10 protein-coding genes are annotated in these 15,207 nt (G+C 44.5%); 5 read left to right on the forward strand and 5 right to left on the reverse strand.

Annotation, left to right across the window (positions count from 1 at the left end; genetic code table 11):
• Positions 1 to 162: 162 nt before the first annotated feature.
• The 4 genes from EYC87_RS19275 to EYC87_RS19290 all read right to left on the reverse strand — a co-directional run bounded on the left by EYC87_RS19275 (position 163) and on the right by EYC87_RS19290 (position 5,151).
• A complete protein-coding gene (locus tag EYC87_RS19275) occupies positions 163 to 657 on the reverse strand; it encodes a hypothetical protein (RefSeq protein ID WP_279254336.1) in 495 nt (164 codons plus the stop codon).
• The gene (locus EYC87_RS19280) at positions 650 to 2,677 is read right to left on the reverse strand and encodes an AAA family ATPase (protein ID WP_279254337.1); all 2,028 of its coding nucleotides are present in this window, start codon (positions 2,675 to 2,677) and stop codon (positions 650 to 652) included. The genes EYC87_RS19275 and EYC87_RS19280 overlap by 8 nt, the downstream gene beginning before the upstream one ends.
• The gene (locus tag EYC87_RS19285; protein WP_279254338.1) at positions 2,664 to 2,873 is read right to left on the reverse strand and encodes a hypothetical protein; all 210 of its coding nucleotides are present in this window, start codon (positions 2,871 to 2,873) and stop codon (positions 2,664 to 2,666) included. The genes EYC87_RS19280 and EYC87_RS19285 overlap by 14 nt, the downstream gene beginning before the upstream one ends.
• Positions 2,874 to 3,009: 136 nt before the next feature.
• Positions 3,010 to 5,151, reverse strand: coding sequence for a DEAD/DEAH box helicase family protein (locus EYC87_RS19290; RefSeq protein ID WP_279254339.1), 2,142 nt, complete (start codon positions 5,149 to 5,151; stop codon positions 3,010 to 3,012).
• A 576-nt stretch (positions 5,152 to 5,727) separates the two neighbouring features.
• Between EYC87_RS19290 and EYC87_RS19295 the strand changes: the two genes are divergently transcribed.
• Genes EYC87_RS19295 through EYC87_RS19305 form a run of 3 tightly spaced genes read left to right on the forward strand, consistent with a single transcriptional unit; the run spans position 5,728 to position 10,913 of the window.
• Entirely contained in the window at positions 5,728 to 6,642 is a 915-nt protein-coding gene (locus tag EYC87_RS19295; protein WP_279254340.1) for a DUF4007 family protein, read from the forward strand.
• Positions 6,643 to 6,646: 4 nt separating this feature from the next.
• Positions 6,647 to 10,027, forward strand: coding sequence for a hypothetical protein (locus EYC87_RS19300; RefSeq protein WP_279254341.1), 3,381 nt, complete (start codon positions 6,647 to 6,649; stop codon positions 10,025 to 10,027).
• The gene (locus EYC87_RS19305; RefSeq protein WP_279254342.1) at positions 10,020 to 10,913 is read left to right on the forward strand and encodes a phosphoadenosine phosphosulfate reductase family protein; all 894 of its coding nucleotides are present in this window, start codon (positions 10,020 to 10,022) and stop codon (positions 10,911 to 10,913) included. Before EYC87_RS19300 ends, EYC87_RS19305 begins: the two co-directional genes overlap by 8 nt.
• Here the strand turns inward: EYC87_RS19305 and EYC87_RS19310 are convergent.
• The gene (locus EYC87_RS19310) at positions 10,904 to 12,049 is read right to left on the reverse strand and encodes a cysteine desulfurase family protein (RefSeq protein ID WP_279254343.1); all 1,146 of its coding nucleotides are present in this window, start codon (positions 12,047 to 12,049) and stop codon (positions 10,904 to 10,906) included. The genes EYC87_RS19305 and EYC87_RS19310 overlap by 10 nt on opposite strands.
• 153 nt (positions 12,050 to 12,202) lie before the next feature.
• On the opposite strand from EYC87_RS19310, the gene EYC87_RS19315 reads away from it, so the two are divergent.
• Positions 12,203 to 14,086, forward strand: coding sequence for a DNA phosphorothioation-associated putative methyltransferase (locus EYC87_RS19315; protein ID WP_279254344.1), 1,884 nt, complete (start codon positions 12,203 to 12,205; stop codon positions 14,084 to 14,086).
• A 610-nt stretch (positions 14,087 to 14,696) separates the two neighbouring features.
• On the forward strand, positions 14,697 to 15,125 hold the full coding sequence (locus EYC87_RS19320; RefSeq protein WP_279254345.1) for a DUF262 domain-containing protein: 429 nt from the start codon (positions 14,697 to 14,699) through the stop codon (positions 15,123 to 15,125).
• Positions 15,126 to 15,207 lie beyond the last annotated feature (82 nt).

The following is a 15,207-nucleotide window of genomic DNA, read 5'->3' on the forward strand; positions in this document are numbered from 1 at the left end:
ATCCCGCACGCTGAACCAGCGAAAATTACACAACCTGCGATTTGCAGGCTAGACTGGAGAAGCAACTGGCAGAAAAGTGTCTCTTAAAAATCGGGCCCATTGGTCCCAAGTTGGCTGACGACGTACAGTGAGTTTTCCCATTACATGGGGTAGCGGAATAAATCAGAAATCAACCACGGTATTTCGTGGGTCATCGTCAGCGTTCTTCTGATTCGCGACAAGCTCATCGAAAAGATTTTGGACCAGTGTATCAACGCCTTCGATGTCTCCTGGGCTGTCCTCTAACCAGTTACTTATTAGCGATAAGCCACCATTACAGTACTTCTCGAAAGTATTGACCGCGCTACCAATGTTATCGTCCTTCAAGCAATCCACTGACTTATTCTCTAACAATCCAATCAAATAAATGAACCCATCTTTCTCGTCACTCGCATAGGTTCCTAAAGTGATCTGTATAGAGTCAGATTCCAAATCTTCTTGAACAGCCTTTGCATAACCGAGAACACCAGCAAAAACCATCAGATCCTTGTTGTATTCGAATATCGGACGCTTAGAATGCTCGCCTTTTCGAGTGCAGAGCTTATCTACAATAGGTTCATACTTGCGATTCCTGCGAACGTTTATATTTCGCCAATCCTTTTTACGTTCCTCAGGCATAGCAACCCACCTCCTCAATAATTGTCCTATCCTTATCCTGGTTGTACCTAACGGTGTCATACGCTGTTCCGAGCACCTTAATCTTGCCCTCTTCTTTATCTCCCGGATTGGCAGCCACTTCGAGAACCATGTTGTACTCTCGGCCAACCTTTTCTCTGATGGATTGCTCTACTGTGCCTTCCCAGTGGCTTGATGAAAGCAAAAATACAACTTGATTTACCGAGTTCGGTATCTGCGCCGCAATGTTTGCTTTGTAGGTGTTATCAAGAACACCAAATGGAGCATCGATAATGAAAGGCGCGATAGCACCCGGTGTCAAAATTTCGCCTGACGCTCCCTTTCGCATCTTCGCGACAGCGATCAGAGACGCGATAAAGGTGAGACTCAGTAAAAGAGCCTGTCCATCACTTTCCCCGACTGGCCTATTTTCGCGGTCGAACAGGACTATTTCAAAGTCCTCTGTGATTTTAGCGGAGTAGTCTTGACGAACATAAAGGTCGAGGAAGCTGTTTATCTTCTCGGCGAGCATTAACATCGAAGACTCTTCAGTTGCACTCAGAACACGATTAAGGTCCTCTTCCATTTCGTGTACAAAGCTCATTAAATCTCTTAGTCGCTGAACTTCCGGCTGAGACGATTTGAAACTCTTCTCTTTCGATACTAACTTTTCCTTTTCAGCTTCAAGCTTTGAAAGTCTTTCGGTGTAACTTCCATGCAATCGATTCTGTTCCAAAACTTGTTGATACAACTTACCCCTGAGTTCTTCCTTTTCTCGGATCTCTTCAAAATTGACGCCCTTAATCTCTAGCGACAATGTGTCCAGCTCTACCTTTACACGTTGAATCGATTCCTCTAGGGTTGACAGATCGTCGAGCACCTCATTGAACTCTTTCCCGGCTGATTGCAGATCCTTTTTAATCACAGTCAACTGACTTCGGGCCCGTCTTACTCTGTTTAGTAGCACAGGGTCGGATGCCTTGCCCATAAGCATCTGTATCGCACCATATGCCTCTGTTCCTGGCGTAATTTCAGCGCCACAAATACATTCAGCTTTTTCCAAGATATCCTTCACCAGCTGAACGTTATACGGCGCAGGGATGGTACCTTTCAATTCCTTCTCGTCAATGAAGTCTATACCTTCTTCAGCTAGCTTCTTCGAGAAAGCACTTACCGCATATTTAGATACAAGACCCGCTTTTCTGGCAAGCGCTCTATCTTTTGCGTCTCTTAACCGACCAAGCTCAACTTGCTTGGAATCGCGACTCCTCTGCTTCTCAGCGACAACATCCACATTGGAATTCCTAAGTTCAGCTTGAACATCATCAAGCTTCTTAGCCAAATATTTCCGGTCCTTATCGCAGCCTAAAAGTGAATCACTTAGGCTCCTGTGTTTATCTTCACAGTCTGCGAGTTTCTCTTCCAACGCGCCCAGCTCCGAGCTATTGTCTAGGCGCTGCAGTTCGCGGCGATACTCTGTTCGAATTTTCGAGAGATCTTTTAGAGCCTCTTCAGCTACCGTAAATCCGAGTATATCTCGGATCGCGTCCTTTACGTCGCCTCCTCCATTACTGGCAAGACTACCCACACCCTCACCCTGGAAGAAGAAGTAACCAGCCATGTCCTTAGGTATGATCGAGTTAATGAAAACCTCGGGGCCATCAATTTCCTGATGGGAGCCACTGTCCAGAACTTTATAGACCCTGAATGTTTTTCCATTTATAGCATTCACATTTCTCTGAGCGACGTAGTGTTCACCACCTTCTTCGAACTCAACGAAAACGTAAAAGCTCGAAGCACCCTCGTCTTTGGCCTGGTGATTTAACAGTTCCTTAGAGCGCTTGAAGTTTTCTGTGGTCTTTTCGTATAGACACCAAAGAATAGCGTTCAGGAAAGCCGTTTTTCCTACACCGTTCTCAGCGTGAATCAATGTTATGTTCTTCTCCTCATCTGTCGAGAATTGAAGAGTCTGTTTTCCATAGAACTGACGAAAATTAGATATTTCGACTTTACTTATCAGCATCTTCAGTCCCTCTCTCGCTACTATACTTACCCACAATATCTCTAAGCTCTCGGAGGCGACCAGACTTATTCTTCTCCGCGTAGTAGTAACGACGTTCCACACGAATAATTTCTGAAATTGCCCTCTTTTTTGGGTTTTCAGATTCTTTTTCCAGATCTTCTTTAACGCTCTCAAACAGAGCCTTCAAATCAGTCATGTTAGAGCTTCCTGTCTCACTATCATTTCAAGCTTTAATCTTAGTTTTAATAGGGATGCATTTCCATGTCACTAAACGACAAACACATGACCGGTTACGCCACTTCGGCAACATTCGCCTTATCCAGTCTCTTTCTCTACGCTAAGAAGCCCTCTGTCTCCAAAGCTTCATAGATATCTCGTTTATTGAGAGCCAATTCCATAAAATCGTACACCCTCTCCATTTCAGACTTCATCAGTCCTTTTCCAGCATTTGTCTCCTCCCAGCCCAGACACGGCGCGACCACAAAATCATGTATCTCTGCACGATCCTTACCAGGGTACTTTCGCAGAATGCGACCACGCCTCTGGACGTATTGACGGGGATTTTTGGTACTCGCAAGGATAAACGCAGTACGACATACAGGGATATCAATGCCCTCATCTAATACCTTCATGCTCACAAGGCCATCGATACCACCGCTGAGGAAAGATCTCATTAGTGACTTCCTCTCCGATGTAGTTTCTTTAGACGTGAAGTGGGATACGCGCCAACTCGCGGCTTTTAGAATATTCGAGACTCGATCAATGTTTCTGTACTCACCACCATCGTCCTCAGATGCACCCTCGGCGCAATAAAACAGCGCATGAGCTCTCTCTTCATCCGAAAGTTCACCTAGCAACGCCTTTAGAGCCGGAATTTTGTTCCCTGCAGAGCCCAATAGTCGACTGCGTTCACCGCACAGCATAGTTAAACTGCTTGGCTGATTACTGCCAGAGGAAGGAACCTCTCCCCTAGAAATTAGATGGCCGATTCTAGTGGTAAGGTCTTCATATTGCTCTTGTTCTTCATCGGTGAGGCGCACAATATGAACATGATAAGTATAGGGCGTAAGTACATCGTCATTGATGGCATCGCTCAATGTGTACTCATCCACGACCGCGCCGTAATACTCTTCCAAACGTCTTTTTGCATCATCTGGAAAAGGGCTATCAATTTCGTCTTCATCACTGCGAAATGGAGTGGCTGAAAGCCCCAGTCTCATGGAAACGGGCGGTAGTGCCTGGCTCAACTTTGAAGAACCATGTCTATGGCACTCATCACCAACGAAAAGCGTCCTAACTTCTGGCAACTGAGACAGGAGCTCAACAAAGTGCTCACTCCCCAACGTTTTATTCACAACCACTATTGGCAGGAAGTTTCTAGCACCCACGTTGAATGCCTGAATGTCCAGCTTGAGTCGATCATACCAATTTTTTCTACTGTCATAGCACCTATGAGGATAAATACCGAAGTCCCTCAAATTACTAACCCACTGTATTGCAAGCTCCACATATGGGACAGCAATCACAAGCGCGAGCTTGCCAAATGCCTCGTAGATTTTCACTGCCCCGTATATGGCAGTGATAGTTTTTCCTGACCCGGTAGCTAGCTTCAAAATCCCACGGTATTCATTTGCTCTCCATTTAGTTAACGCGGTCTTTTGGTGTTCCCTCACTACGAAGGGGCGCCCACCCAATACCTCCGGAACAAATGGATGACTTTGCTCAGGTGAATCCTGGACCTCGGCCAACAGCTGCGCCGACTCAGCGAGCTTCTCTTCAAAATCTAAGTCCGGCTTTTCTAATTCGCCGACATTACTTGCAATTCGTTCGTAAATTTCAGAAGGCATCGAAACTGTGAGAGTGTCCTTTTGATGGCCACCCCATAATGAATCGAAGCCGCGAATAAAGGGTTGGCCGTATGCTTCAAATATCTCTTCTTTCCAACTAGGAAATACAGATATTGATTCAGCATTGGAATCTATGTGCAGTGCATTAATTGTTTCGTTGGCAGAACCTTGAAAAACCAGAGAGTCACCAGATGAATCCGACATAACCCCAATTTTTTCGTGATACATACCGCGCTTACGAAATGCGAACTTTATTTCTAATGCTCCGCAAGCTAGCATCCAAGTCAATAGGCTGAGGCGATATGATGCAACCGGTCCCCGACTGCCTTCGAGTGTATCTACGATCATCTGCTCTAAGTCATCGTATACCCAGGACACACTATGACCATCCTTTATCGCAGCGTACTCGTCGTCGTCAAGCGGGTGCCCTATAACAAGTCGCATTCTTCCGCCCGACCGAATGAGCTCGCTGATGCCGCTCGAAGCAAAGGTAATTAGTTCGGAAGAGAAATAGCCTACTGCTCGGTCATATCGCACAGATTCAGAAAGGGCTTTTAGGTAGAAGTCCTTGAGCAAGTCATCCTCGCCCGTTCGATATACACTCTTCCATGTGGTATCTCTCAACATCGCGGAAAATTCCTACAAACTATATGACACGGGCAGTTTACTCGATACGAGGATTAGGATCAGACTTTTGACTTGATCGGCTCTTCGCCATAGAGAATCTGCATTTAATGCCAAAACTGCCCTCCGGCAACCCAACCCTTAGCAAGTATTCAATGGCGGAAGTCGGCCCCGCCCAAGCATTTAGCAACCTGTCGCCCCCTAAGCTATCCAATTTGCGCTAATCCGAAGGGACGACCCAATGTAGCCCAAAAATTAATTAAGACTAAGTCACTACACAGTCTAACGTAAAGTTACATTTCAATCCTTGCCGTCGCGCCTTCAATTAGGTTTCAGTTCGGCCTACTACTACCCCAAAAACCACCCTACACCTCGGACAACATAACTTTCATAAAGTAGACATCAAACTCTCACCCGATCCGATTATTTTCATACATTTCAATATGTTATGATTGTCACGCCTGAAACGCCTAAATACTGTACAGGTGAACAGTATTGGTGGTAAATATGTCTTTTATGCCCTCCCGAATAGCATTACTATGTTTCCTGGACAAATTCTCCAGGGCATATAGATTTTTAATGAAAGCTAGATTTACAGGGCACGAAACCTTCCCCTTGAGGTACGGCTGGTTACAAAAAGCCGTCAACCAATTGAATAATAAAGGAAATTTGAGCATTTCTTCTGATGAATCTGTGCGCGAGGCGGTTATCGAACTCGGCGTCGGTAAAAATATGGTTAGCGCTATTCGTTACTGGGCTGAAGCAAGCGCAGTTATCGACTTAGAAGCTCAAGCAGTTACCGAAGAGGGTAACTATCTATTCGGCAAGAAGGGCAAAGATCGCTATCTTGAGCATCTCGGCTCAGTCTGGTTGTTGCACTTTTGGTTGAATTTTAACTATAAAAACCTTACGGCCTATCGTTACTACTTTAACTTTTCCAACGCAAGGCATTTTCAGAAAGCAAAGCTCGTCGATGATTGTATAGAGCAAGCTGGAGCTATATGCACAGGAAAAATACCTAATGAAACGACTGTCAAAAAGGATATCGACTGCTTTTTGAACACTTACTGTCACAAACAGACGGTCGCGAAGAAAAAAGGTGCCATCAATGAGGATCACTTCTCGTCACCATTATCAGAACTCAATTTGGTGGAAGACACTGGGGGCGGGTACTACATCTGCGACTTAGTGGAAAGGTCGGATTTGCCCATCGAAGTTTTCATGTACGGCCTACTCAGGTTTGTAGCCGTAGAAACCGAACAGTCTGATAGTACGACTATGGGATTTGATTCCCTGCTGACCAAACCATACTCACCTGGCAGGATCTTCCAACTATCCGAAGGTGGTCTCGGCCAAAAACTAGATCAAGCCCAATTGTATAAAGAGAGTGGAATTTCCTGGACAGACTCGGAAGGGCTTAGACAGATTGCTTTTGACAAAAATTCACTCGCTAATCCCAAGCATTTTTTAGATATCTATTATAAGGGCGCATGACTGTATGCCTAAAAAAGCCATCATCATTAACCCTCGGTACAAGAGCTCTACACGAATTGATTCCGGTTCTTCTGAATTTAAATCATTCATAGACGACTTCATCATACATGGAACCGCTATCAACACTCTTGATACATTGTGCGCTGAAGTTTCAGGAAGTGCCCAAAGGGCCTATACGCTCACAGGTCCGTACGGATCTGGGAAGTCGACACTCGCCCTCTACCTTGCATACCTAATTTCTAAAGATAAGAAACCCAGAGAGGAAGCACACAAGAAGCTTAAAAAAACAAACAAAGAGCTCTCCAAAGACATTAAGAAAAATTTCAAAATAGAAGATGGTTGGCTTGTAATTAAACATGTCTGTGGCATCGAATCGCCAGCACAGGCAATCCTATTGAGCATTCTTGAGTCACTAAACAAGTCGCCCAATTATGACGAACTTAAACTACTCAGTGATGAAGAGTGCCTGAGTCAGATAAAGGCTGAACTATCAAAGCCGCATAAAGGAACTGATGGCATTATCCTCTTGTTAGACGAGATGGGAAAAGCACTAGACTTCCAGTCTAGAGAAGGCAAAGACTTACATATATTCCAATCATTAGCCGATATCGCACAGCAAGCTGAGTCACCGGCGGTTATAGTTGGTTTTTTGCATCAGGCGTTCACTGAATATGCCAAAAACAAAGATGCGTCATCGCAGAACGAGTGGGCGAAAGTTCAAGGACGGTATAGAGACTTAAGCTACAACCCATCCATTGATGAGTCACTCGTCCTGGTTGGTGAATCCATAAACATTCTTAAGCAAACATCCCTGGAGCTCAAAGAGACACACAAAGGTACCACTTCAGCAGTTTCGCAAGCGTTTTCAAAGAAAAACAGAAGCGTCGCCACGCTGGAGAAGACCTTACCGCTAGATCCTCTAGTCAGCTTACTCCTCGGGCCGATTTCTCGACGTCGATTCTCTCAAAATGAACGCAGTATTTTTGGCTTTCTTGCGTCTCAAGAAAAGCTGGGATTTAGAGAGTTTTTAGTAAATAACTATGAGACCAACCAGACCCGGGAAATCTACCATCCAGAGAGATTATGGGACTACCTGCACCATAATTTGCATCATCTGATCACAACCTCCCTAGACAGCAAAGCTTGGTTAGAAGGCTGTGACGCCATATATAGAGCAGAGCAAAAAGGTAATGAAAATCACGTCATAGTGACCAAGGTTATCGCTCTACTAACTATATTTGGTTTTCAACACCAGATACATGCCAGTGAAGCTTTCCTGAACGACTATTTCAGCTCACGCGGCTTCACGGATATAGGAGACGTATTAGCTCAGCTGCAAAAGTGGACGGTAATAATCTACCGACCAAACCACAAAGCCTTTTTCGTATTCCAAGGTAGCGATATAGACATTAACAACCTTGTACTTGAACGCATAGAGTCTATTAGCCATGGAGTTGACTGGACCAGGGTTTGCGAGGATTCAGAAAATGTCCTAGCTACTGCTCACTATCAGAATACCGGCACCATGCGCTGGGCAAAGACTAGGCTACTGAAGAAGCTAACTGCGGCTGACATCGAGTTATACTCGAAAACGCCAACGACCGGTGAGCACTTTTTGAGCTTTGTGCTTTCTGCTGACCCTATAGCTGAAGAAACGCTCAAGCTCATTGAGATTACCCCCCATCTAGCTGTTGGTAATTCGGAATCCTTGGGCAGGCTTAAGACTGTAGCTATCGAACTTTTGGCCTTAAGGCAGATCGAGAAGGAAGACGGGAAGATCAATCATGACCTGATAGCCAAAAAAGAAATCGCAGACAGAATCCATCTAGCCGAGAAAAACCTAGGGATCGAACTAAACCATGCATTCCGATCTGCGCGTTGGCGAAATAGGTTCATTGGAGATCAGACGAAGAACCAGCCTCTCTCCGTTTACACATCACGTATCGCTGACCGCATCTACGCTAAATCACCAACAGTTTTAAATGAGCTCGTTAACAGATCTAAACCTTCTGGAAGTGCAAACGCCGGAATTCGTAAATTGATGTCCGCCATGCTTGAGCGGGGCGAACTCGAAGATTTAGGCTTCGACAAGAACACTTTCCCTGCTGAAAAAGCGATTTATTTGACTTGTATCAAGAGCAAAGGTTGGCATCAAAAAACCAAAGAAGGGTTTCTTTTCACTGACGAGTGGAACAAAGAAAACATCGAAGAAAACCCTGCAATGCACTCGCTCATGCTTTCGGGAATAGAATTCATTAAGAACTCTAAAGAAATGGTGACGTTGGAGCAGTTGTATGCCTACTGGATGGCTCCCCCGTTTGGTCTCACGGCGGGATTATGCCGTCTATACGGTATGGCTTTACTCAAAGCTATGGATGGAAAAATTGCTTTCTATGACAGGGATTCCACCAATCAGTTCATCTTTATTCCGGAACTTGACGAAGAACTGGTAACCAAAATTTATCGGCGCCCCACCGAGGCGGGCGTCAGGTATTTTCACATTTCTTCGATTCATTCTCATCTAATTGATACTTTAGCCAAGGCCAATGAACTAAATACCACTTCAAACAACGATGTAATACTGAGCATTGCTAAGCACATTGTAAAAATCGTACATACGCTTCCCCATTGGGTGAAGCGCACAAGCGGTGAATGTTTTTCAGATAGACAAGGCAGCGAGAGCCTGAGCATGGAGGCTCGTAGTTTTCGAAATAATGTCATGAAGGCTAACGACCCTTACAAATTGATACTTGAAGAGCTTCCCACTATATTCGGAGAAGACATTAGGAATAGGAAGACGGCTGAAAGATTGAGCAAGACTCTGCTGCACGTTATATCGGAGTTAGAAGGCCTCCATGGTCAGCTAATGGACACGTTTACACAGATCATTGAAAATGGTTTGAATGCTAAGCTCGATGACGATTTAAAAGAGCGTTGTAAGCTAGTCGCTAAAAGTGCGAAACGACCCGATACAAAAGAACTTGCTAGTAGACTAGTAAAATATCTTGATAAGAAAGCCAGCATTGAGCAAGTGGTTTCACTTTCCATCGGCGCACCTGAAAAAAATTGGACAGATACTAATATACGCAATGGTCTAGACGAACTTCAAAATCAATGTACACAATTTCGTAGAATAGAGACATTCAGCTCAATGAATGGCTCAGACAGAAGATTATCAAAGCCTCTAGCATTAATTACCACAGACGAAAACGGCGGCTATATCAGTGTGGAAAGCTTCGTTATGAACAAATTGGAGAGTGATAAAGAGGTGAAAAGCACGATGAAATCTATTGAAAGAAGCATTAAAGATATATCCCAAGAGAAGAAAATCGCTGCTCTAAGTCACCTGCTACAGCAGTGTATGAGCGAGCCTTCAAATGTCTGAAAAAGTTAAACATGTTCTAGGTCTATCAGGCGGAAAAGACAGCAGCGCTTTGGCACTCTACGTTAAGGAAACCCGACCCGAGCTGGATATAGAGTATTTTTTTACAGATACCGGGTATGAACTTCCAGAGACGAATGAATTTATCGATAAGCTTGAAGAGAAGCTAGGTTATATAAACCGCCTAAACTCCCGATCTTTCAACAACATAGAAGGACGAGGCGAGAAAGACTTTTCAAACTTACTAAAAGAAAATGGAGATTACTTACCCTCACAAAGGGATAGATGGTGTACAGTCCAGCTAAAATTGAAGCCATTCGAACGCTGGGTAGATGAATTCATTAAAGATGGTTACATAGTCAAGAATTACGTTGGCATAAGAGCTGACGAACAGGAACGCTCCGGCTTTATGGTCATAGAAAAGCCGATCGAATCTATAATGCCCTTTCGTGAAGATGGCATTGTGAAAAGCGACATCAAAAACATACTCGAACGAAATGGTCTTGACCTCCCGGCTTACTACGAATGGCGCTCGCGTTCGGGGTGTTCATTTTGCTTTTACCAGAAAAAGATTGAATGGGTGAGGCTGATGGAAAAACACCCTGACTTGTTCGAAGAAGCCAAGGCATTTGAAAAAGGGGAAAAAAATAACACCGTCGGAGAGAAATTTTATTGGATGGGACAGGGTCAGCCATTGACAAAACTAGAGTCGCCGGCGGAAAGAATTAGAATTATTGAAAATCATGAGAAAGCTGTCGAACGCTTTAAGAAAAAGAAAAGACGCAATGCACTTTTAGACGATGTCGAAGACACCTGTTTAGTTGGGGACATTGACGAAATTTATGACGAAGTCGAAGGAGGAGGAGCGTGTGTAACCTGCTACAAGTAACGTCTATCTAAGTTAGAAACTGAGGCCTTCTTTATCGCCTCGATCAATTGATCTAATTGGGTTAGCGTAATATTCAAGGGAAAGCTAATACGCAGTGTTTTACCAGCTAAGTCTCTTGATAGGCCTAGTGCGGTCAGAACATGCGAAGCTTCAATTTCTCTCGATGAACACGCTGATCCCTGCGCCAGGCAGATTTGACTCTCATTGTCTCTTAGTAAAGAGCCGACATCTGTTTCACCAAGAGTCAGTGAAACACAGTTAGGCAACGAATCGCCCCCGCCATTGACTCTATAAGCGATACCCACTTCGGCTAACTGTCCAAGCAAATAATCTTTAGCACGCGTTCTTTCGAATTCGTGGTAGTGCATGGGAAAATACTTCGCAGCCTCACCAAAGCCAACTACCAATGGTGAGGCAACAGTCCCTCCCCTCAAACCCTCTTCTTGTCCTGCACCGTGAATTACCGGTTCTAATTCGAGTTTCCGTAGATCCCGAATATATATAGCACCGACTCCCTTAGGACCGCCAATCTTATGTGCCGAAATTGAAAGCAGATCGCAGTTACAATCATCTACGTCTACAGGTATTTTTCCAAAGCTTTGTGCCGCATCACTATGAAACAACACACCTCTTCTCGAGCATAACTCACCAATTTCGGCGATAGGGTTAATGGTTCCTAGTTCGTTATTGACATGCATTACTGACACCATGGCAGTGCTGGTTTGTAGAGCAGCTTCGACCTTCTCGACGCTTATGATCCCATTACTATCAGGTTTCAAATAAGTCACCGAAAAGCCGCGACGCTGCAAATACCCGCAGATAGATAAAACGCACTTGTGCTCAATGCTTGTCGTAACGATATGGTTCTTATCAGGAGGGAAGCCATCCGCAAGAAGTAAACTCTTGAATGCAATATTGTTGGATTCAGTGGCTCCACTAGTGAACACGACTTCGCTGCTATAGGAGCCAATCATATCTGCCAATACTGATCGTACTGATTCGATATTTTGACTGACGCGATCAGCTAACAAATGACTTGCTGCGGAGTTTGCGTAGCATAAATCGGAAGCTGCTATCAGCGCCTCTCGAACCTCCGGCAGCACTGGGTAAGAGGCAGATGTATCTAGATAGATCACACAATATTACCTGAGTTGATGATAAAATAAACAAACCAATGCTAGCATATACCTATCGTATACCTTGAGTCTTTAGTGTATTCAAAGATATTCATTCGATAGAATATTGTCGGGGCCATAATTGTAACTTAACAATCAATTTGGGCATCAAGTGTGGACTATCCAAAATTCAGAAATCTGGTTAAACAGATCGATATCGGTAAGGAATTGCCGGACGCAATCTACGTTCACGAGAGCGCTATTAGTTTAGTTCCCGAGAGTCTCACAAGTGTCGTATTGAAGGTCGCAGATGCTCTCAAAATCAACGATGATGATTGGAATATCGTCAAGTTTTACAAGGGTGACTTCAAAGTTTCCTTTCTGCTCTATCCAGCATTTGAAACCGATTCCTACCCTAAGTTAAAGCATAGCCTCACTGTAGACCTATCCAAGCTCGCTATCAGAAAAGCCGATTACTCAAATTCAGAGAATCCACCAATATTGCACCGCAAGGAAACATTCGTGGACAACAGCTATCCTCTGCGCAGCCTATTTGAGGAAGTAACAGCAGAAGGTCAAGCTCTAGGATTATATGAGAATCCGAGGTCCATCGGCTTTCTGAGAAACTGGGGCAGACTGATATCTAATAAAGGTTATTTCCTTGACAAAAATGGCCGCCTGCAGCCCAAAGAAAATAGAGTAACTACCTCATTGAACGAGGTTATTGACGTGGAAAGCAATATCCAGCGTCATAAGACTGCCATAGACCGCAACCAACTCTCTCAACCCATGCGGATACTTGCCCGTCACAACTACCTAAACGGTGACTACAGTATTTTGGACTACGGGTGTGGCAAAGGGGATGACCTGAGGGAACTTGAAGCTCATGGCCTTGATGCTTCAGGCTGGGATCCGATCCATTACGCCGAAGGGGTTCTCGTAAATAGTGATATTGTGAATCTTGGCTTTGTTCTAAATGTCATCGAAGACAAAGACGAAAGAACAGAAACGCTTCAGCGAGCTTGGGGCTATAGCGACAAACTACTAGTCGTCTCAGTAATGATAGCGGGCGACGCACTGATCAATCAGTTTACTCCATACAAGGATGGAGTGATCACTAGCCGTAAAACCTTCCAAAAGTACTATGCACAATCTGAGTTTCGATCATATGTAGAAACGGTATTAAGCGAATCTGCCATCGCGGTCGGCCAGGGAATTTTCATACTCTTCAAGGATAAAGTTGAAGAGCAAAATTTTCTACTAGAACGACAACACATCAAACGAAATTGGAGACAGAAGACACAGCGTAACATTAAGACTAAGACCACAACCGTAAAAAAGGAGCTTGTCGAAAAGCACCTGGAGTTATTCACTGATTTTTGGGAGGCGAGCTTGGAAATGGGTCGAATACCGGCCAACAGCGAATTTGAGTTTTCTGAACAGATACGCCGTGTGGCGGGATCGCATGCAAAGGCGCATAGCGCTCTATTGGAATACTTTGGACAAGCCGTCTTTGATGAGGCCCGAATCAAGCGCAAAGAGGACCTCTTAGTCTATTTCGCACTAGGTCTTTTCGAGAAACGTAAACCTCAAACTCAAATGCCAGGGGGCCTTAGAAGAGATATAAAAGCGTTCTATGGCTCATACAATCAAGCAATAGAGCAGGCCACCGACGCATTATTCTCTGTCGGAAACCCAAAACTAATAGAAAACGCCTGTGAGACAGCTTATTCATCTCTTGAATCCGGAGAGATGACTAAAGGGCACAGCTATACTTTCCACAAGGACCTTCTTGGGCACCTGCCCACAGAATTACGGATATATATTGGCTGTGCCATACAGCTCTATGGAGACTTGGAAGGTATACAGCTAGTTAAAGCTCATATCACGTCCGGCAAAGTCAGCCTAATGGGCTATAAAGACTGGGAATCCGAAACCCCACTACTGATCGAGCGCATTAAGATCAAGATGCGCGAGCAGGATGTCGAATTCTTTGACTATGTGGGACGTTTCAACCCTACTCCGCTTGTTAATAAGCTGGATTTTGTCGATGTGTAATCCAAGCCGTGGGGTAGGAATGACACCTTATCGTCACTATTCATCAAATCGCCACTCGCTTTTGGTGCTGCGGTTCAGGCAAGGGCTTTCCGCTGGTCCCTAGACACCTTCATTCCATATGACGAGGAATGCCCGATTGCTATAGATGCCTTAACGCCACTAGTGGAAAAAATGAAGCCTCTCCGGAATACCTATAACGCTGGCCCCACGATTAAATTGGTATGTGGTCCCATGAAAGCACCTGCAACCTTTTTTATTCTATAAGTATTCTTCAGCGTTAAAGATCAACATACCCCGATATATAGCCCACTCTTCATTGCAGACCATTGTGAGCGCTGCAGCAAAGTCTAGGTAGTCTCTTGTTACTTCAAAGATTATTGAACCCCATATTTCCTTGGTTTGTTGCTTGACAGACCAGGAGGACGCTTAACTTACGCAATCAGGCAGATACGGCTCTAAATCGGTTGCGTAAGCCATCCCTACACCATTCGCCCTTCCAATTTGATCTGGACATTGAGCTTAGGCTAAGCTTCACTTCATTCGCCGAAGTACATTTAGTCATCACGAATTTGTAGTAAGGCATAAATCGGCAATTTAAGGAAAAATTGTTATGCCTTCAACTTTCGGCGGCTCCCATCAAACTGTTTTTGACTTTCTGTCTAGAAGCCCACACTTTATTATCCCTGAGTATCAGCGGGAGTTTTCATGGAGCGAAGATAATGTTGACCAACTAATCGACGATATTGCTCAAGGCGTATCAAAACTCGAAAAAATCCAGCCTGTAGACGATCGGAGGGATTCCGGATCTAAGTTTTTGGGATGCATAATTCACTGGGACAGAGAGGCGGTTTCCAATGAGGACTTTCACCCAGTTACAGGTATAAACTACATATCTCGTGTGTATGAGCTAATAGATGGGCAGCAACGGGTTTCCACTATTACGCTGCTTTTGTGTGAACTGTACTTTCAAATCGAAAGAATAATCGATCGTCTCTGTATCCCGTCAGCCACGATGGTACCAAATGACTTGATTTGCTAAGAGAGACTTCTGCTACTTTTAAACTGAAGTACAGGAGCATCATCATGAGCATGTCAAACACCGAAAAGACGGTCAAGGATAT

It is taken from the genome of Candidatus Seongchinamella marina (assembly GCF_026262685.1).
Lineage (GTDB): Bacteria > Pseudomonadota > Gammaproteobacteria > Pseudomonadales > Halieaceae > Halioglobus > Halioglobus marinus.